Here is an 18381-nt window from a genome sequence, read left to right on the forward strand (position 1 = left end):
GACGCGACCACATTCAAGGGATCACGGTCAAGCCACGCCGCACGGCAGGAGGAGTTTGCTCATATAGACCGTGACGCCGAGTGCCGAGGTCTCCTCGCGGTCGATGCGGTAGCCGAAGGCAAGATAGAGACGCACGTTCGCCTCGAACATCTTGTTGGTGTAGAGGCGCACCTCGCCGTATCCCTGCTCGAGCGCCAGGCGCTCGGCGTGCGCGAGCAGGTACCGGCCGAGGCCGTGCCCCTGGAAGGCAGGTGCCACGGCGACGTTCTCGATCACCAGATGGTCACCCTTGTCGATCGTCTCGATGAGGGCCGCGAGACCGCCATCGAGGAAGGCGAGATCGATGCGATGCTGGCGCACCGCCTCGTCATAGTCGGCGCGCATCGGCAGCGGTTCGCGACCGATCACGGGCACCCACTTGGCATAGGCTTCGCGTGTGAGCACGCGCACGGCGGCGGCATCGTCCGCTACCGCGCGCCGCAGCGCCGGTGTCTCGTCCATGACGAAGGCCTCAGCCGACCTTGAGGCCGGTCGTCTCGTCGACGCCGGTCTTGAGGTTGATGCACTGCACCGCCGCGCCCGACGCGCCCTTGCCGAGATTGTCGAGCGAAGCCACGGCCAGCACGTTGCCGTCGGCATCGTTGCCGTAGACGGCCAGTTCCATCGTGTTGGTGTCGATCAGACGGTCGGCCCGCAGGAAGCGGTCGCGCTCCAGCCACGCCCGGTCGGCGAGCGGCCGCACCGGCACGAAGGTCTCGCCGGCGTAGTAGTCGCTCAGCACCTGGTGGACGTCCTTGGCCGTCACCTGCTTCGTCGTGATGTCCCGCGTGATCGGCACGGTGATCAGCATGCCCTGGGCATAGTGGCCGACGGAGGGCACGAAGAGCGGCGCGTGGCTGAGGCCGGAATACTTCTTCATCTCCGGCACGTGCTTGTGCGTGAGTTCGAGCCCGTACAGGCCGAACGGCTCGACACCCGGCTGCTCATGCACCGCGATCAGCTCCTTGCCGCCGCCGGTATAGCCCGAGACGCCGAACACGGCGGGCGTCGAGTCGGCGCGGACGAGGCCGGCATCGACCAGCGGCCGCAGCAGCGCGATGGCGCCGGTCGGGTAGCAGCCCGGATTGCTGATGCGGTTGGAGTCGAGCAGCTTCTTGCGCTGGTCCTTGGCCAGCTCGGGGAAGCCGTAGGTCCAGCCGTCGGCCACGCGATGCGCCGTCGAGGCGTCGATCACGACCGTATCGGAGTCACCGATGGCGGCCACCAGCTCCTTGGCCGCCGCATCGGGCAGGCAGAGCACGGTGATGTCGGAGGCCTTGGCGATCTCGGCACGCTTCCCTAAGTCCTTGCGGTCGGCCGGCGGCAGTTCGAGCAGCTCGATGTCCGCCCGATCCTTGAGCCGGTCGAGGATCTGCAGCCCGGTGGTACCGTGCTGGCCGTCGATGAAGATCTTCGTCTTGTTGCTGGTCATGGTCTTCTCTCTCGATGCAGGGCCTTGAAGGGATGGCCGACTGGAGAAGGAAGGATGGAAGCCGCTTCGTCTCTCCAGCGGCTTCACGATACGGCGCGTTTGTTACTGTTGCGCGCGCGCGTTCTCTTACCGCTTTTGTGAGCGGCGACGTCGCGACCGGAGGAGGGTGGGCGAAATCATGGTGCGGCCGATATTTCATCGGGGGACCCCGATGTCAAGATGTCGCCGACCGGCTAGGCTCGATCATTCCCTGTTTGGAGACAAGCCATGAGCCAGTCCGCCCATCCCGCCCCTCATCCGGACGGTCTCTCCATGCTGGAGAAGCGCCGCATCGAGGCCGAGATCCTGAAGGAGGTCTACGAGACCCTGAAGGCCAGCCACGGAATCGAGGTCGCGAAGAAGACGATCGAGGAATCGGTGCGCCGTTCGGCCATCGAGCAGGCCCGCCAGTTCGCCGCCTCGGTGCCCGGCGGCACCTCGCTCAAGTCGTTCCAGGACATTCAGCACCTCTGGACCGCGGGCGGGTCGCTGGAGATCGACGTCAAGGAACAGACCGCCGACACCTTCACCTTCAACGTCGTGCGCTGCCGGTACGCCGAGACCTACAAGGCGATGGGCCTGGGCGAGATCGGCGCCCTGCTCTCTTGCAACCGCGACGGCGCCTTCTGCGAGGGCTACGACCCCAGGCTCAAGCTCGAACGCACGCAGACGATCATGCAGGGCGCCAGCCACTGCAATTTCAAATACACGTATGAAGAATGAACTGTGCGCCTATGGCCAGTCGGCGATAAAGCCTCGATTCTTGTAGGGCTCGATCTTGCGCCACTCAAGGAGCACCCGTTCGCGGAACAGCGCGTCGGTATGCCAGCGTTCGATCGGCGCGCCGTAGGGATTGATCGTCAGCAGCATCTTTTCGACTTCAGGCCAATGCCGGTGCAGAGTCATGGGATAGCGGCGCGCGGTGCAGATCTTGCCCAGACAGATTACGCTTCCGATGTTTTCCCGGCCGAGTGCGGCGTCGATTACGGGAAGCGAGAAGATCACGTTCTCGCCGATGTTGGTCGCGCGATGTTCCTCGAGAATCAACGCTTCGGGCACCCCGCCGGCCACCATCGCCTGCTTGATGATCGCGCATTCGGTGCGGGTATCGCCTGCCGTCAGGCCGCCGCTCACGATGGCATGACGAAAGAAGCCACGGCTCCAAAGTCCAAGAGCGGCTTGGACCGTTTCGCCCACGCCATGGCGAGTGCCGAAGATGAACAGGAGATCGGCCGACCGGATCGGCGTGGAGATCAGATGTTCTGCGTTGATCCGCGCGATTTCCGAATCGCTCGGGAGATCGCTCAATTCAAGAACTCCGCCACCACGATGTGGCCGTCCTTGGCAGGCCACGTCCGCGTCGGGATGGTCTCGTTGTTGAACACCGCCATCACGGTGCGCGGCGGCGCTGCGTCGAAGGCCAGCCGCCCCATGGAAACGCCGGGCACGCCGTCGTTGATGCCGGGCGGCACCTTGCCGTCGAGCGAGAACTTGTCGCGGCCGACGCCGAAATAGCCGCGCGGCCGGCTCATGATCGTGACCGCGCCGGCGCCCTCGTCGGCCTTGGCGAAGGGCTGCGGCCTGAGATGCACCACGTCGCTCGAGCGCAGGAACGGCGAGCGGTAGGTGTGCGTCGTCGGCAATCCCGGGATACGGAGAACGAACTCGTAGTGGGCGTCGGCGCGGCCAACGAAGGGGCCCCACATGCCGTCCTCGCCCGTGGTCTTGCGAAGCAGTGCCACCGCGCTCTTGCGTTCGCCCGTCTTCGCATCGACCTCGAAGATCTCGACCTCCGCGCCGGCCGCGGGGATGTTGGTGTAGGTGCCCTCGCTGAAGCCGGTCACCTTGCCGTTCAGGATCGGCAGCGGTTCCTGGGCGATGAACATGCTGCCCGGCGGCTTGCCGGTGATGTGCTCGAACATCGCGGCGAAGGCCAGCTTGTGGAACGCCACCTCGCGATGGTCGAGCCCGTCCAGGATCACGTTGCGCGCACCGCGCAGCTCCGACGCATCGTAGCTGACGCCGGTCGGCTTGCCGGGGGCGCCGATGAAGCGGCCGTCGGGCTGCGAATACTTGTCGTTCCTGTCCGACCGGATGGCCATCATCTCGACACCGGGGATCAGATCGTCGGGCCCGTCGTTGAGGCCCTTCAGGAATGGGAAGGCGCCGTTGAACTCGCTGCCCGGCAGCAGGGACTCGGAGATCACGATGCCCTTGTTGGGCGTGCCGCACAGAACGGCATGGCTCACCATGTCGGCGCCCCCGTTCTTCAGCATCGAGCGGATGGCATTGCCGCCGCGCGAAGAGCCCACCAGGGCGACCTTGCGGCGGCGCGTGGCCTTCAGCACCTGCACCACGAAGGACGTCAGTTCCTTCATCTGGTCCTCGGCCGAGGACCGCAACGGTTGCGGCTTCGAATCGTCGCTGCGCGCATTGGGATAGACGAAGTCGATGGCGAAAAGCTGGTTGCGCTTGTAGCCGTTGGCCTCGAAGCGCCACAGGTTGTTGATCCAGAGCGCGCTGGAATCGCCGTTGCCATGCACGAACACGACCGGCGGCGGTCCGGCTTCGGGCTGCTGACGTCGCGGTCCCGGCTGGGAGCGGGCGAGCCCGGGAAGGGCAAGCGTCGCGCACAGCACGGCAGCGCCGCCGAGCAGCGCGCGGCGGGTCGGGCCATTCTTCGAGGACCTCTGGCCCTTGCTCATCACTCCCCCAGACATTTCCCCCATGTTGGCAAATGCCGCAGGCGGGCGCTACGCTTGCCATATGTCCATTTGTTACGTCGACAGCCCGGTCGGCCGACTGGCCATCGAGGCGGATCACGACGCCGTGACCTCGGTGCGCTGGACTAGCACCGACGAGCGAGCCCGCGACACTTCGATGACGCCCGTCCTGAAGGAAGCGATTCACCAGCTCGACCGCTACTTCGCGGGCAGGCTCAAGCGCTTCGACCTGCCGCTCGCGGCACGCGGCACCGACTTCCAGAAAAGCGTCTGGAACATGATGTGCGAAATCCCGTTCGGTGGCACCGCGACCTATGGCGGCATGGCGATGGCGCTGGGTTCCGGCCCGCGCGCCGTCGGCATGGCCTGCGGGCGCAATCCCATTCCCATCATCGTGCCCTGCCATCGCGTCCTGGGCAGCGGCGGCAAGGAAGGCGGCTTCTCGGGCGGCCAGGGACTGCCGACCAAACGCCGGCTGCTGGCGCTGGAAGGCGTCGTGCTTCTGTAACGGGATCACCTCACCCTGAGGGCCATGCTCAACATGGCGTCTCGAAGGGTGGGCAATAGACGTAGTGCGTGTAGCCCATGCTTCGAGACGGCTGCTCCGCGGCCTCCTCAGCATGAGGCCTGTTCTCGATTGCGTCGGCCGGACGCCCCGGCTACGGAGGCGTCATGCGCGTGCTGATCACCCGGCCGGAACGCGAGGCGACCACGCTGGCGACGGCGCTGGCCGAGCGCGGCCATGTCCCCGTCATCGCGCCCCTGTTCCGTCTCGAGATCCTGCATCCGCCGGCCGATTTCGCCACGGACCTCGCATCGTGCCAGGCCGTGCTGGTGAGCAGCGCCAACGGCGCACGGGCGCTGGCCGAGGCCAGCGAACAGCGCGGCAAGCCCATCCTGGCCGTCGGCGACACCACCGCCTCGACCGCGGAGGGGCTGGGTTTCACCTCCGTCACCTCGGCCGCGGGCGACGGCCAGGCGCTGGCCGAACTCGCGCGAACCCGCCTCGACCCCAAGGCCGGCCCCCTTCTGCACGTCTCCGGCGTCGACATCGCCCAGGATTTCTCCGCGGCCCTCGCCCCGGACGGCTTCGAAGTGCGCCGCGTCGCGCTCTACGAGGCACGCGAGGAGGCCGCGCTGCCGGATTCGGCGCGCGCCGCGATCGAGGCCCGCGCGCTCGACGCCGCGATGTTTTTTTCGCCGCGCGCCTCGGCGCTCTTCGCCCGACTGGTGCAGGAGGCCGGGCTTTCCGCCTCCCTATCGAACGTCACCGCCATTGCCATCAGCCCTGCGGCGCTCCAACCCTTGAGCGCCCTGCCATTCAGGGCGACGGTGGCGGCCGCGCGCCCCACCCGCCAGTCCGTGCTGGACGAAATCGACCGGCTGCCCGTAGCTGCTCCCCTGCGGAGCGAAGCGGCGGCCGCAGAAGGACCGAGCATCATGAGCGACACACCTTCTTCTCCCGATGCGGCCGCGCCGCCCGTGACGCCCGTGACATCCCGGCCCATAGAGGTTCGCCGCGGCCGGGGCGTGGTCGGCGCCTTCATCATCGGCCTGGTCACCTCCTGCCTGGTGGTGGCCGGCGCATTGATCAGCCTGCCCTACTGGCCGGCCGAGATCCGGGCCCTCTGGCAGGGCCAGGGTGCGGCCGCGGCGCCACCGGCGCCTGCGCTCGACCTGCAGCAGGTCCGCCAGGATGCGGCCGCCGTCGCCAACGCCTCCGTGGAGGCCACCAGGCGCGAACTCTCGGCGCGCCTCGACGACCTCGAAAAGCGGGTGCGCGCGGCCTCGGCCGCGGCGGCCGAGCGGCCGGCCAGTCCCGCCGGCAGCGGCCCCGACCCGGCGATCGCCGAGCTGCGCCGCAAGATCGAGGCGCTGGAGAGCCGGCCGGCAGCCCCGCCAACCCCCGGCGAGACCGCGACGCCGGCAGCCGCGCCGTCGGCGCCCAGCCCGGAACACGAAAAGGAACTCGCCACCCTGCGGCTCGAGCTCGCCACGATGCGCAACACGGTGCAGACGATCGATCAGACGATCGCCGTGCAGCGCGACCAGACGAAGCTGCTGGCCGAGGCCGTCGACAAGGCGCGCGGCGAGGCGAGCGCGCGGAATGCCGGCGAGCAGAAGGCGATGGGCGCCGCGCGGGCCTCCGCCCTCATCGGCATCGCGGCGCGGCTGAGCGCGGCGGTCGAATCGGGCCTTCCCTTCGTGACCGACCTTGCCCTGCTGACACCGTTGGCCCAGGGCGACGCCAAGCTCGATGAAAGCACCGCCGTTCTTCAGAAGTATGCGCAGACCGGCGTCGCTTCGCGCCCTGCACTGGTGGCGGAGTTCCCGGCCGTCGCCAAGGCGGCTTTGGCCGACGATCTCGCTGACGATTCGTTCGGCGAGCGGTTGCTCGGCAAGGTGCGGGCGCTGGTCTCGCTGCGCCGCGTCGGCAACGACGTCGAAGGCGACGGCACGGAAGCAAAGCTCGCGCGCGCCGAAGCCGCCCTCGAGGCCGGCGACCTCGCCAAGGCGGTCGCCCTGGTGAGGACGCTGCCGCCGCAGACGGCGCGGGCCACCGCCGGCTGGCTGTCGCGCGCCGAGGCTAATCTCACGGCCAAGCAGGCGACCGACCAGATCTCCGCACAGGCCGTCACCCTGCTCGGCTCGGCCCGGTAGGTCCTGCCATGACGATCCTGCGCACCATCATCTGGTTCGTCTTCGCCATCGTGGCGATGCTGGGCGCGGTATGGCTGGCCGAACGGCCGGGCTCCGTCACCGCCGAGTTCCGCGGCTGGCGGCTCGATACCAGCGTCGGCGTGCTCCTGATCTCCGTGCTGGTGCTGATCCTGGTCAGTGTCGGCGGATGGCTTCTCTATCGCTGGATCGTCGGCGCCCCGGGCGCGCTGCTCGAAGGCTGGGGCGAGAGCCGTCGCCGTCGTGGCTATCGCGAGCTGACGCAGGGCCTCGCCGCGGTCGCAGCCGGCGACGGGGTGGAAGCGCAGAAGCATGCGCGCAAGGCCGAGCAGCTCCTGTCGGAGCCCGCGCTAACCCTCCTTCTCTCGGCACAGGCGGCGCAACTCAACGACGACCGCGACGGCGCGCGGCGCGCCTTCACCGCCATGCTCGACGACGACCAGATGGCCTTCCTTGGCCTGCGTGGCCTGATCGGCCAGGCGCTGCGCGACGGCGACCAGGCCCAGGCCCTGGCCTATGCCGAGCGCGCCTTCAGGTTGCGGCCGCAGACGCCGTGGGTCGTGCATTCGCTGTTCGACATGCAGGCGCAGGTCGGCCAGTGGCGGGCCGCCCAGGAGACGCTGGAGACCGGCATCCGGCGCAAGGTCGTCACGGCCGACAAGGGCCGTACCCTGAAGGCTCTGCTCGAGGCGGAGCGCAGCCGCGAGGCCGAGCGCGAAGGCCGCCCCAGCGACGCGCTGGCGCTGGCCCGCGAAGCCTTCGGGCTCGCGCCGGAACGCATCGCCGTGACGCGACGGCTCGCCGAGCTGCAGCTCAAGGCAGGCGATGCGAAGAAGGCAATGAAGACGATCGAACGCGGCTGGTCGCTGGCACCGCATCCCGATCTCGCCTCGCTCTATCTCGACGCCTCGGGCGAGACCGAGGCGCTGAAACGGGTCGGCGTCGTGCGCCGGCTGGCCCAGCAGAACCCCGGCGACATCGAAAGCCATCTGGCGCTCGCCCAGGCTTCGCTCGACGCCGGCCTGTGGGGCGAGGCGCGCCGGCACCTCGACACGGCTGCCGGCAGCAATCCGTCGACCCGCGTCTGCCGACTCATGGCCGAGGTCGAGGAGCGCGAACAGACCGGACCGGACAAGGTACGCGCATGGCTCTCCCGTGCCGCGGATGCGCCGGCCGATCGCGCCTGGCGCTGCACTGCATGCGGCGCCCATCACGAGGGCTGGCGGCCAGTCTGCGAGAGCTGCGGCGCCTTCGGCACGCTGCAATGGCGCGCGCCCGGCACCTATGGGCATATCCTGCCGCCGGAGGGCGCTCCGCTGGAGGCTCTGTCGGCGTCGCCGCACGGATCCACCTTGCCCGTGCCGGCCACGAACAACACGACAAGCTAAAAATAAGAGGAAACGCCATGTTCGAGACGACGCTCGCGGGCAGCCTGCCCAAGCCGGCCTGGCTCGCCACGCCCAACGTCCTGTGGGCGCCGTGGACACTCTCCGGCCAGCCGCTGTTCGAGGCCAAGGACGATGCGACCTTTCTTGCGATCCGCCGCCAGGAAGAAGCCGGCCTCGACATCGTGAGCGACGGCGAGCAGGCGCGGCAACATTTCGTGCACGGCTTCCTGGCCGAGGTCGACGGCGTCGACTTCGACAAGAAGGTGCGCATGGGCATCCGCAACAACCGCTACGACGCCGATTGCCCGACCGTCACTTCTGCCTTGAAGCGTCGTAAGTTCGTGCACGAGCGCGAAGCGCGCATCGCCCGCGCCGCGACCTCGCGCAAGCTCAAGTTCACGCTGCCCGGCCCGATGACGCTCATCGACACGCTGGCCGACGGCTACTACGGCGATCGCGTGAAGATGGCGTTCGCCTTCGCCGAACTGCTGAACCAGGAAGCCAAGGACCTCGAGGCGCTCGGCGTCGACGTCGTGCAGTTCGACGAGCCTGCCTTCAACGTCTACCTGAACGAGACTGTCGACTGGGGCGTGCCGGCGCTGGAGAAGGCGGCTGAGGGGCTGAAGTGCACCACCGCCGTGCACATCTGCTACGGCTACGGCATCGAAGCCAACAACAAGTGGAAAGAGACGCTGGGCGAGAGCTGGCGTCAGTACGAGCAGACCTTCCCGGCGCTCGACCGCAGCTCGATCCAGCAGGTCTCGCTGGAATGCCGCGACAGCCACGTGCCGCCCGAACTGATGAAGCTCCTGAAGACCAAGACCGTGCTGGTCGGCGCCATCAACGTCGCCTCCGACAGGATCGAGACGCCGGAAGAAGTGGCCGCGACCCTGAAGCTCGCGACCGAGTTCGTCGATCCCGAACGCATCCAGGCCTGCACCAACTGCGGCATGGCCCCGATGACGCTCGGCGTCGCCTACGGCAAGCTGCGCGCGCTCGCCGAAGGCGCGGCGCTGGCGCGGAAGGCGTTCGATTAATCATCGGAGCGCGCAACTCCAGTTGCGCTCATGATCACGAAGGCGCCACTGGAGTGGCGCGCTCCCATGACGATCTATCACGGTAACCGCTGACGCAGCGCGTAGAGGGCGTCAAGCGCCTGCTTGGGCGAGAGCTCGTCGGGATTGATCGCCGCCAGCGCCTTCTCGACTTCCGATTCCTTCGTCTTCACCGTGCCGCTCGCGGGACGGGACGGGGCGGCGGCGAAGAGGGGCAGGTCGTCGGCGAGGCGGGTGACCGCGCTCGACTGATCGCCCTTCTCCAGCACGGCCAGCACTTCCTCGGCGCGCGAAACGACGGCGGCAGGGAGCCCGGCGAGTTGCGCCACGTGGATACCGTAGGAACGGTCGGCGGCGCCGGGCGCGACCTCGTGCAGGAACACGACCTCGTTCTGCCATTCCTTGACGCGCATCGTGTAGGGCGCCAGCGCGTCGAGCCGCTCCTTGAGCGCGCCCAGCTCGTGATAGTGCGTGGCGAACAGCGCCCGGCATCTGTTGACGTCGTGCAGATGTTCCAGTGTTGCCCAGGCGATCGAGAGGCCGTCGAAGGTGGCGGTGCCGCGGCCGATCTCGTCGAGGATCACCAGGCTGCGCGATGTCGCCTGGTTGAGGATCGCCGCGGTCTCGACCATCTCGACCATGAAGGTCGAGCGGCCGCGCGCCAGGTCGTCGGCGGCGCCGACCCGGCTGAACAGGCGATCGACGATGCCGATGGTGGCGGCCTTGGCCGGCACGAAGGCGCCGGCCTGGGCCATCACGGCGATCAGGGCGTTCTGGCGCAGGAAGGTCGATTTGCCGGCCATGTTGGGACCGGTGAGCAGCCACAGCCGGCGATCGGTGCCGAGGTAGCAGTCGTTGGGCACGAAGCCCGCGCCGTTCTGGCGCGCGAGGGCGGCTTCGACGACGGGGTGGCGGCCGCCCTCGATCGCGAAGGCCGGATCGTCGGTGAGCACGGGCCGCACATGGTTGCTGCTGGCCGCCAGCTCGGCCAGGGCCGAGGCGACGTCGAGCCACGCCAGCGCCCGACCGGCCGCCGCGATCGACGCCGAAACCGCCATGACCTTGGCGACCAGCTCCTCGAACACGGCGAGTTCCAGCGCCAGCGCCTGGTCGGCGGCGCGGCCGATGCGGGTCTCGAGATCGGCCAGCTCCGCCGTGCTGAAGCGCGTCGCGTTCGACATCGACTGCCGCCGCGTGAAGCCCAGCGCCGCCAGGTCGAGCTTGTCGGCATGCGTAGCCGTCACCTCGATATGGTAGCCGATCATGTTGTTGTGCCGGATCTTGAGCGACGGCACGCCGGTCGCGGCCCGGTACTTCGCTTCGAGACCCGCGACGGTCTTGCGGCTGTCGTCGCGCAGCGTGCGCTGCTCGTCGAGTTCGGGCCGGTAGCCCGGGCGCACGAAGCCGCCGTCGCGCACCAGCAGCGGCGGCTCGTCGGCCAGCGCCTCCGCCAGCGCCCCTACGGTCGCACCATGGTCGGAGCAGCACATCACGATCTCGGCGAGCGGCGCCGGCGGCGGCAACAGGGCCTCGGGCTCGGCACGCAGCGACTGGGCCAGGGCCTCGCCGGACTCGAGACCATCGCGCAGGGCGGCGAGGTCGCGCGGGCCGCCACGGCCGACCGACAGGCGCTGCAGGGCGCGCTCGATGTCGGGCGTGCGCCGCAGCGCCTCGCGCACGCGCTCGCGCACGGCGGGCCGTTCGACGAAGAGCTGCACCAGGTCGAGCCGGCGCTCGATCTCGGCACGGTCGGTGAGAGGTGCTGCGATACGCTCGGCCAGCAGGCGCGCGCCCGGGCCGGTCAGGGTGCGATCGATGGTGGCCAGCAGGCTGCCGTCGCGACGGCCATCGAGGCTCTTCACCAGTTCGAGGTTGCGCCGCGTCGCCGGGTCGATCTCCATCGTCCCGTCGGCGCGCTCGCGGCGCGGCGGCACCAGCGCCGGGCGCTTGCCGGCCTGGGTCAGCTCGACATAGTCGAGCAGCGCGCCGCAAGCCGCGACCTCGGCGCGCGAGAAATCGCCGAAGCTCTCGAGCGCCGCGACGTTGAAAGCCTGCAGCAGGCGCTTGCGGGCATTGTCGCTGTCGAACCGCGCCGAGGGCAGCGGCGTCAGGACGGAATTCCACTCCTCCAGCGCGGCCTTGAGCGGCTCACGCGCCAGCAGCCGGTCCGGCACCAGCAACTCTCCGGGCGCCAGCCGTGCCAGCGCGGCGGCGAGCTGACCAGGCAGGAGCGGCTGCGTCGCAAAATCGGCCGTCGACAGGTCGAGCCAGGCCAGCGCCAGGTCGCCCTGCGCCTCGGAGAGCGCGGCGAGGTAGTTGTGGCTGCGCGCATCGAGCAAAGAGTCTTCGGTCAGGGTGCCTGGTGTGATGACCCGCACCACGGCGCGCTCGACCACCGACTTGGCGCCGCGCTTCTTGGCTTCGGCCGGATCCTCGACCTGCTCGCAGACCGCGACCTTGAAGCTCTGCCGGATCAGGCGCGACAGGTAGGCCTCGTGGCTGTGCACCGGCACGCCGCACATCTTGATGTCTTCGCCGAGATGCTGGCCGCGCTTGGTCAGCGCAATGTCGAGTGCTGCCGAGGCCTTCACCGCATCGTCGAAGAACAGCTCGTAGAAATCGCCCATCCGGTAGAAGACCAGATGGTCCGGATGCGCGGCCTTGATCGCCAGGTACTGGCGCATCATCGGCGTGGCGTCGGCGGGAATGGTCGGACTGTCCGGCACTGGAACTTCCTCGGGGGAGGTTCGATCTAGCACACGCCGCACGGCGTTCCATGTGGACGACAGGTGGACGATATTTGGGCAGTGAACCCGCGCTGCAGCGCGGGATGGCCGTCTGGCATGGTTCGTGGAATAGCGCCAATATGCGGTCTCAATCGGGAGAGAAAAAGCAGATGGCGGGCAAAAGCTCGGAAGAAATGGTCAGCAACCAGATGGGCGATCTCGACGGCGACTCGCTGATCATGCACCGCACGGGGCGGCCCGGCAAAATCGAGATCATCGCCAGCAAGCCGCTGGTCACCCAGCGTGACCTGGCGCTGGCCTATTCGCCGGGCGTCGCGGCGCCCTGCCTCGCGATCGAGAAGGACCCTGCCACCGCCTACGACTACACGATCAAGGGCAACCTGGTGGCCGTGATCTCCAACGGCACCGCCGTGCTGGGCCTGGGCGACATCGGGGCGCTGGCCGGCAAGCCGGTGATGGAGGGCAAGGCCGTCCTGTTCAAGCGCTTTGCCGACGTCGACTGCATCGACCTGGAAGTCGACACCAAGGACGTCGACCAGTTCGTGAACTGCGTGCGCTACCTCGGGCCGACCTTCGGCGGCATCAACCTCGAGGACATCAAGGCGCCCGAGTGTTTCATCATCGAGCAGCGCCTGCGCGAACTGATGAACATCCCGATCTTCCACGACGACCAGCACGGCACGGCGATCGTGTCGGCCGCCGGCCTGATCAACGCGCTGCATCTCACCGGGCGCGACATCAAGGACATCAAGATGGTGGTGAACGGCGCCGGCGCGGCGTCGATCGCCTGCATCGAACTCGTGAAGGCGATGGGCATGCCGCACGAGAACGCGATCCTGTGCGACACCAAGGGCGTGATCTACCAGGGCCGCACCGAGGGTATGAACCAGTGGAAGAGCGCCCATGCGGTGCGCACCAAGGCACGCACCCTGGCAGAGGCGATGGAGGGCGCCGACGTGTTCTTCGGCCTCTCGGTGAAGGGCGCCGTCACCAAGGAAATGGTGAAGTCGATGGCGGCGAAGCCGATCATCTTCGCCATGGCCAACCCGGATCCGGAGATCACGCCGGAGGACGTGCGCGCCGCTCGTGGCGACGCGATCGTCGCCACCGGCCGCTCGGACTACGCGAACCAGATCAACAACGTTCTGGGCTTCCCCTACATTTTCCGCGGCGCGCTCGACGTACGCGCCACGACGATCAACGAGGCGATGAAGGTCGCCGCCGCCGAAGCCCTGGCCAAGCTCGCCCGCGAGGACGTGCCCGACGAGGTCGACCGCGCCTATTCCGGCCGCCGCCTGCGCTACGGACCGGAATACATCGTGCCGGTGCCGTTCGATCCACGCCTGATCGTCGAGGTCTCCTCGGCCGTCGCCAAGGCGGCCATGGAGTCCGGTGTCGCGCAGAAGCAGATCACCGACATGGCGGAGTACAAGCGCAGCCTCAGCGGCCGCCTCGATCCGACCAGCCACTTCCTGCAGAGCCTGTTCGAACAGGTGAAGGCCAATCCGCAGCGCATCGTCTTCGCCGAGGGCGAGGAGGAGCGCACCATCCGCGCCGCCGTCATGTTTCGCGACAACGGCTACGGCACGCCGATCCTGATCGGCCGCGAGGAGCAGGTGCGCGAGACCATGAAGTCGCTCGGCATCAACGACACCTCGGGCCTGGAAATCCACAATGCGCGGCTCTCGACCAAGAACGCGCCTTATACCGAGCTGGTCTACAAGCGGCTGCAGCGCGACGGCTACCTGCACCGCGACGTGCAGCGCATGGTCAACCAGGGCCGCAACGTGTTCGGCGCCTGCATGGTGGCGGCGGGCGACGCCGACGGCATGGTGACTGGCATCACGCGGCGCTTCCCCGAGTGCTATGCCGACGTGAAGCGCGTGATCAACATCGACGCCGGCAAGGTGCCGATGGGCTATTCGATCGTGGTGTCGCGCCAGGGAACGGTGTTCCTCGCCGACACCTCGATCAACGAAACGCCGACGCCCGAACAGCTCGCGACCATCGCCAAACAGATGGTGAAGAACGCCCGCATGATGGGCCACGAGCCACGGGTCGCGTTCCTGTCCTTCTCGAACTTCGGCAGCCGCGAGATCGAACGCATCGACCGCATCCGCAAGGCGATCCGCCTGCTCGACGCCGAGCAGGTCGACTTCGAGTATGACGGCGAGATGCAGGCCGACATGGCGCTCGACTACGAGCTGCTGAAGTCGACCTATCCGTTCACGCGCCTCACCGGCCCGGCCAACATCCTGGTCATGCCGGGCCTGCACTCCGCCCACATCTCCTCGCGCCTGATGCAGTCGCTGGGCGGCGTGACGGTGATCGGCCCGGTGATCGACGGCCTGTCGAAGCCGGTGCAGATCGTCCAGATGGGCGCGACCGTCAGCGACCTCGTGAATCACGCGGCGCTGGCCGCGTACGGAGCGCTCATCGCCCGGAGGTAGGATACGCGCGATGAGCCTCGAAACCTGGTGGCTCTACGTCGGCGCCGTCGTGCTGATCTCCTGCACGCCGGGACCGAACGTGCTCTACGTCACGACGCGCAGCATCCGCTACGGCTTGGGGCCTGCGTTCATCGGCGTGGCCGGCTGCCTGACCGCGCTCGTGCTGATGCTGATCGGGTCCGTGGCAGGGCTCAGCGCGGTGCTGCTGGCCCTGCCCGGCGCCTTCGACGTGCTCAAGATCGCGGGCGCGGCCTACCTCGTCTATCTCGGCATCCAGGTCTGGCGCGAGCCGGTCGCGGAAGAGGCGCCACCGCCCGCGACCGGGACGTCGGGCGCGACGCTCTATCGCGACGGCTTCCTGGTCGGCATCAGCAATCCCAAGCTGCTGGTCTTCGCCGCTGCCTTCTTCCCGCAATTCATCGACCGATCGCGCACCGTCGGACCGCAGTTCGCGTTGATGGTCGCGACCTTCCTGGGCATCGAGCTGTTCTTCTACTCGCTCTACGCCCTCTCGGGACGCAAGCTCGCCGACCGGCTGATGCACGGGGCCTGGCGCCGCTGGCTCAATCGCGCGAGCGGCGCCGTCTTCATGGGCTTCGGCGTCGCCCTGCTGCGATTCAAGCCCTGAAGCTCAGGCGACCTTCACCACCGTGAGCCGATGCTTGCGGCCGTCGCGGGCGGTCCAGGAGATCGACTGGCCGACCGCGAGGCCGATCAGCGCGGCGCCGACCGGCGTCATCACCGATAACTTGTGCGCGTCGCTGTCTTCGTCCGCAGGATAGACCAGCGTCTCGGTGAGTTCGTGCGGCTCGCCCTCGGTACCGGCATCGGAGCGGAAGGTCACGGTGGAGCCCATGCGCACGACGTCTGCCGGCACCTTGTCCTCGCTCACCACTTTGGCACGCTCCATCTCGGACAGCAGCTCCTCCGCCACTTCCGGCAGCCGCTCCAGCGACGCGGTCGCCAGGTCGGTGAGGCGATCGCAGTCGGAGTCGCTGACGACGATGTTGGGGACGGAACGATTACGTGCAACGGCGGGCATCGCGGATGCTCCTGCATTGATGAAGACGAATTGAAGAGGATCGGTGATCGCAAAAATGCGATCGTGCCCCGATACCGGGACACAGGGGCCGGCTCGGGGACTACGCTTCCGCGATCGGATGGTTCCGTCGCGGGACGCGTGAGAAGGGTCCGGAAAAGCTCATGGGAGGAGTTAAGCCCCTCCCGCGCCGGCGTTCAAGCCGCTTTGCGTGCACGCTTCGCGAGATAGACCTGCAGGTGGGCGTAGGCGAGTCGCAGGTTCGGCGTCGCGAGGCCGGCCTTCTTCGCGCGGGCGATCATGTCGCCCACGATATGGTCGGCTTCGACCATCCCGCCCTTCTCGAGATCGTGCAGCATCGAGGCGGTGAACTTCGAGCCCTTCACCGTCAGGAAGGAGCGGATGGTCTTCAGGCCCTTTTCCCCCGGATCGTGGCCGGCGGCGGCGGCCACCTGGCGGCTCTCCTCGACCGTCTCGAGCACGATCGCCAGGCCCTCGTCGGCTTCGAGCACATCGCCGGAGGAGCCGCGCATCAGGCAGCAGGTCGCGGCCAGGGTGCACAGCATGATCCACTTGTCCCAGAGATCCTGGACGATGTTGGCGTTCAACCCGCCGTCGATCCCCGATGCCTTGATGGCGGCATCGAGATCGACCAGCGCCTTGCGCGCCGGCTTTCCATCGCGCTCGCCGAACGAGATCACCGCGAACGGGCTGGTATGCAGGATGTGGCCCTGACCGTTCATGGCGACGCCGACCCGCGCGAGACCGCCCACCACCTTCTCGGCGCCGAACCGGGCATCGAGCGCCTCGAGATGGCGCATGCCGTTCAACAGCGGCACGATCGTGGTGTTGGGACCGACCGCCGGGGCGATGGCATCCATCGCCGAATCGAGATCGTAGGCCTTACAGGTCAGCAGGATGACGTCATACGGGCCCCCTTCGGCACCGTTCGTGACCGTCTTCACCTTCTGGGTGATGTCGCCCTTGGTGCTCTTGATCACCAGCCCGTCGCGTTGCAGCGCCTCGTTGCGACCAGCGCGCACGAGGAAAGTCACGTCGGCGCCGCTCTGGTGCAGGCGTCCGCCGACGAGTCCACCGATTGCACCGGCACCCAGGATCAGGATCTTCATGTCGGCTCCTACTTCAGTCCGCCACGCGCACGGCGGGCTTCGTACGTCTGGAGATGCGCATAGGCGTACCGCAGGTTCGGTGCGGCGATGCCGTGCTTGCGGGCGCGGGCGAGCATGTCGCCGACGATCTGCTTGCCCTCGGCCGCGCCGCCCTTCTCCATGTCGCCCAGGATCGAGGCGACCGCCTTGGAGCCCTTGGCCGTCAGCATGCCCTTGAGGTTGGCCACGACCTTGTCGCTGGGCGGCTGGCCCTCGGCAACGGCGACCTTGCGGCTTTCCTCGAGCGTCTCGGCGACGATCGCCGCGCCGTCCTCGCTCTCCATGATGTCGCCGATCGTGCCGCGCATCGAGGCGCACATGCCCGCGATCGTCGACAGCATGATCCACTTGTCCCAGAGATCCTGGTTGATGTTGTCGTTCAGGCCGCCGTCGATGCCGGCCTTCCTGCAGGCCGCGTCGAGCTCGACCAGCGACGGGCGGGCGGGCTTTCCATCGCGCTCGCCGAACGACACGCCCGAGGCGCCGCTGTGCAGGATCTCGCCGTTGGGACCCAGCATGCCGGAGATGCGGGCGAGGCCGCCGGCCACGCGCGCCGCGCCGAACTTCGAATCGAGGGCGGCGAAATGGGCATGGCCGTTCAGCATCGGCACGATGACCGTGTCCGGTCCGACCGCCGGCGCGATGGACTCCATCGCCGAGTCGAGGTCGTAGGCCTTGCAGGCCAGCACCACGACGTCATACGGCCCGCCCTCGCTGCCCTTGGTCACGACCTTCACCGGCACCACGGCGTCGCCCTTCGGGCTCTTCACCACGAGGCCTTCCTTCCGGACCTTCTCGGCGCGCTTCTCGCGCAGCAGGAAGGTGGTGTCGATGCCGGCCTGGGTGAGGCGCGCGCCCCAATAGCCACCGACCGCGCCGGCGCCGAGAATCAGGATCTTCACGTCTTGAGGTTCCTTTCGGTCAGCCAGTCGTCGAGCCACGTGGCAAGGTCGTCGGTCTGGTGATGGATGTGGCTGAGGTCCGTGTCGACCGCGCGCTTCACGCTTTCGTCGGTGCGGATCCACACCGTGCGCATGCCGATGTCGGCGGCGGGCTTCAGGTTGACGGAGATGTCGTCGGCGAAGGCGGCGCGCGTCGGATCGACACCGTGCTTCTTCACCAGCGCGTCGTAGATCTGCGGATGCGGCTTGGGCCAGTACTCGCCTGCGGCGATGTCGAAGATCGCCTCGAAATGATGCGCCACGCCCAGCCGCTCCATCACGCGCTCGGCGTGCGGCACGTCGCCGGCGGTGAAGATGATCTTGCGGCCGGGCAGCGCGCGCAGCGACGCTTCGAGCGCGGGATTGGCCTCGACCGGCGAATAGTCGATGTCGTGGACGTAGTCGAGATAGTGCGTGGGATCGACACCGTGCAGGGACATCATCCCGCGCATCGAGGTGCCGTGGTCGCGCCAGTACTGCTTCTGAACGACCCGCGCCTCTTCCGGCGTGACCTTCAGCCAGTCGGCGATGTAGCGCCCGATACGCACGTCGATCTGGGCGAACAGGTTGCAGCGCGCCGGATAGAGCGTGTTGTCGAGGTCGAACAGCCACACGTCCGGATCATGCGCGGGGGGATCGTATTTGCGAGCCATGGGACACTTGGTTACCGGCCAGCCGTG

16 protein-coding genes are annotated in these 18381 nt (G+C 67.9%); 7 read left to right on the forward strand and 9 right to left on the reverse strand.

Features of this window, described 5'->3' with window-relative positions; genetic code table 11:
* Positions 1-27: 27 nt before the first annotated feature.
* Both Q0Q48_RS03225 and argC read right to left on the reverse strand, forming a co-directional pair.
* On the reverse strand, positions 28-501 hold the full coding sequence (locus Q0Q48_RS03225) for a GNAT family N-acetyltransferase (RefSeq protein WP_295133908.1): 474 nt from the start codon (positions 499-501) through the stop codon (positions 28-30).
* A gap of 10 nt (positions 502-511) precedes the next feature.
* Entirely contained in the window at positions 512-1471 is a 960-nt protein-coding gene (gene argC / locus Q0Q48_RS03230; protein WP_295133911.1) for an N-acetyl-gamma-glutamyl-phosphate reductase, read from the reverse strand.
* 267 nt (positions 1472-1738) lie between these two features.
* Here argC and Q0Q48_RS03235 point away from each other — a divergent pair, with 267 nt between their 5' ends.
* Positions 1739-2233 (forward strand): L-2-amino-thiazoline-4-carboxylic acid hydrolase, encoded by a 495-nt coding sequence (locus Q0Q48_RS03235; RefSeq protein ID WP_295133914.1) that lies wholly within the window; start codon positions 1739-1741, stop codon positions 2231-2233.
* 9 nt (positions 2234-2242) lie between these two features.
* On the opposite strand, the gene Q0Q48_RS03240 is transcribed toward Q0Q48_RS03235, so the two are convergent.
* Complete coding sequence (locus Q0Q48_RS03240; RefSeq protein WP_295133917.1) at positions 2243-2818, reverse strand: YdcF family protein; 576 nt, start codon at positions 2816-2818, stop codon at positions 2243-2245.
* Positions 2815-4215 carry an alpha/beta fold hydrolase gene (locus tag Q0Q48_RS03245; RefSeq protein ID WP_295133920.1) on the reverse strand — a complete coding sequence of 467 codons (1401 nt, stop codon included), beginning with the start codon at positions 4213-4215 and terminating at the stop codon, positions 2815-2817. Before Q0Q48_RS03245 ends, Q0Q48_RS03240 begins: the two co-directional genes overlap by 4 nt.
* A gap of 61 nt (positions 4216-4276) precedes the next feature.
* Here Q0Q48_RS03245 and Q0Q48_RS03250 point away from each other — a divergent pair, with 61 nt between their 5' ends.
* From Q0Q48_RS03250 to Q0Q48_RS03265, 4 genes are all read left to right on the forward strand, one after another.
* Complete coding sequence (locus tag Q0Q48_RS03250; RefSeq protein ID WP_295133923.1) at positions 4277-4741, forward strand: methylated-DNA--[protein]-cysteine S-methyltransferase; 465 nt, start codon at positions 4277-4279, stop codon at positions 4739-4741.
* A 164-nt stretch (positions 4742-4905) separates the two neighbouring features.
* Positions 4906-6894 carry a uroporphyrinogen-III synthase gene (locus Q0Q48_RS03255; protein WP_295133926.1) on the forward strand — a complete coding sequence of 663 codons (1989 nt, stop codon included), beginning with the start codon at positions 4906-4908 and terminating at the stop codon, positions 6892-6894.
* A gap of 8 nt (positions 6895-6902) precedes the next feature.
* Positions 6903-8300, forward strand: a complete 1398-nt coding sequence (locus tag Q0Q48_RS03260; protein ID WP_295133929.1) for a heme biosynthesis HemY N-terminal domain-containing protein — start codon at positions 6903-6905, stop codon at positions 8298-8300.
* Between the two features lie 17 nt (positions 8301-8317).
* Positions 8318-9337, forward strand: a complete 1020-nt coding sequence (locus Q0Q48_RS03265; protein ID WP_295133932.1) for a methionine synthase — start codon at positions 8318-8320, stop codon at positions 9335-9337.
* 77 nt (positions 9338-9414) lie between these two features.
* On the opposite strand, the gene mutS is transcribed toward Q0Q48_RS03265, so the two are convergent.
* Positions 9415-12081: a DNA mismatch repair protein MutS gene (mutS, locus tag Q0Q48_RS03270; protein ID WP_295133935.1), complete on the reverse strand. Its 2667-nt coding sequence runs from the start codon at positions 12079-12081 to the stop codon at positions 9415-9417.
* A 170-nt stretch (positions 12082-12251) separates the two neighbouring features.
* Between mutS and Q0Q48_RS03275 the strand changes: the two genes are divergently transcribed.
* Together Q0Q48_RS03275 and Q0Q48_RS03280 are read left to right on the forward strand one after the other, a co-directional pair.
* Positions 12252-14552 carry an NADP-dependent malic enzyme gene (locus tag Q0Q48_RS03275; protein WP_295133938.1) on the forward strand — a complete coding sequence of 767 codons (2301 nt, stop codon included), beginning with the start codon at positions 12252-12254 and terminating at the stop codon, positions 14550-14552.
* Positions 14553-14562: 10 nt separating this feature from the next.
* Complete coding sequence (locus Q0Q48_RS03280) at positions 14563-15180, forward strand: LysE family translocator (RefSeq protein WP_295133941.1); 618 nt, start codon at positions 14563-14565, stop codon at positions 15178-15180.
* 3 nt (positions 15181-15183) lie between these two features.
* On the opposite strand, the gene rnk is transcribed toward Q0Q48_RS03280, so the two are convergent.
* From rnk to Q0Q48_RS03300, 4 genes are all read right to left on the reverse strand, one after another.
* Positions 15184-15594 (reverse strand): nucleoside diphosphate kinase regulator, encoded by a 411-nt coding sequence (rnk, locus tag Q0Q48_RS03285; protein ID WP_295133944.1) that lies wholly within the window; start codon positions 15592-15594, stop codon positions 15184-15186.
* A 194-nt stretch (positions 15595-15788) separates the two neighbouring features.
* Positions 15789-16721, reverse strand: coding sequence for a ketopantoate reductase family protein (locus tag Q0Q48_RS03290; protein ID WP_295133948.1), 933 nt, complete (start codon positions 16719-16721; stop codon positions 15789-15791).
* 8 nt (positions 16722-16729) lie between these two features.
* Positions 16730-17662 carry a ketopantoate reductase family protein gene (locus Q0Q48_RS03295; protein ID WP_295133951.1) on the reverse strand — a complete coding sequence of 311 codons (933 nt, stop codon included), beginning with the start codon at positions 17660-17662 and terminating at the stop codon, positions 16730-16732.
* Positions 17659-18354 carry a pyrimidine 5'-nucleotidase gene (locus Q0Q48_RS03300; RefSeq protein WP_295133954.1) on the reverse strand — a complete coding sequence of 232 codons (696 nt, stop codon included), beginning with the start codon at positions 18352-18354 and terminating at the stop codon, positions 17659-17661. The genes Q0Q48_RS03295 and Q0Q48_RS03300 overlap by 4 nt, the downstream gene beginning before the upstream one ends.
* Positions 18355-18381 lie beyond the last annotated feature (27 nt).

This window comes from uncultured Reyranella sp., assembly GCF_945957355.1.
Taxonomy (GTDB): domain Bacteria; phylum Pseudomonadota; class Alphaproteobacteria; order Reyranellales; family Reyranellaceae; genus Reyranella.

What these genes read in the sequence shown, in the direction of transcription:
- Q0Q48_RS03225 (WP_295133908.1), bottom strand. Translation starts at nt 501, where the DNA reads ATGGACGAGACACCGGCGCTGCGGCGCGCGGTAGCGGACGATGCCGCC.
- argC (WP_295133911.1), bottom strand. Translation starts at nt 1,471, where the DNA reads ATGACCAGCAACAAGACGAAGATCTTCATCGACGGCCAGCACGGTACC.
- Q0Q48_RS03235 (WP_295133914.1), top strand. Translation starts at nt 1,739, where the DNA reads ATGAGCCAGTCCGCCCATCCCGCCCCTCATCCGGACGGTCTCTCCATG.
- Q0Q48_RS03245 (WP_295133920.1), bottom strand. Translation starts at nt 4,215, where the DNA reads ATGAGCAAGGGCCAGAGGTCCTCGAAGAATGGCCCGACCCGCCGCGCG.
- Q0Q48_RS03250 (WP_295133923.1), top strand. Translation starts at nt 4,277, where the DNA reads ATGTCCATTTGTTACGTCGACAGCCCGGTCGGCCGACTGGCCATCGAG.
- Q0Q48_RS03255 (WP_295133926.1), top strand. Translation starts at nt 4,906, where the DNA reads ATGCGCGTGCTGATCACCCGGCCGGAACGCGAGGCGACCACGCTGGCG.
- Q0Q48_RS03260 (WP_295133929.1), top strand. Translation starts at nt 6,903, where the DNA reads ATGACGATCCTGCGCACCATCATCTGGTTCGTCTTCGCCATCGTGGCG.
- Q0Q48_RS03265 (WP_295133932.1), top strand. Translation starts at nt 8,318, where the DNA reads ATGTTCGAGACGACGCTCGCGGGCAGCCTGCCCAAGCCGGCCTGGCTC.
- Q0Q48_RS03275 (WP_295133938.1), top strand. Translation starts at nt 12,252, where the DNA reads ATGGCGGGCAAAAGCTCGGAAGAAATGGTCAGCAACCAGATGGGCGAT.
- Q0Q48_RS03280 (WP_295133941.1), top strand. Translation starts at nt 14,563, where the DNA reads ATGAGCCTCGAAACCTGGTGGCTCTACGTCGGCGCCGTCGTGCTGATC.
- rnk (WP_295133944.1), bottom strand. Translation starts at nt 15,594, where the DNA reads ATGCCCGCCGTTGCACGTAATCGTTCCGTCCCCAACATCGTCGTCAGC.
- Q0Q48_RS03290 (WP_295133948.1), bottom strand. Translation starts at nt 16,721, where the DNA reads ATGAAGATCCTGATCCTGGGTGCCGGTGCAATCGGTGGACTCGTCGGC.
- Q0Q48_RS03300 (WP_295133954.1), bottom strand. Translation starts at nt 18,354, where the DNA reads ATGGCTCGCAAATACGATCCCCCCGCGCATGATCCGGACGTGTGGCTG.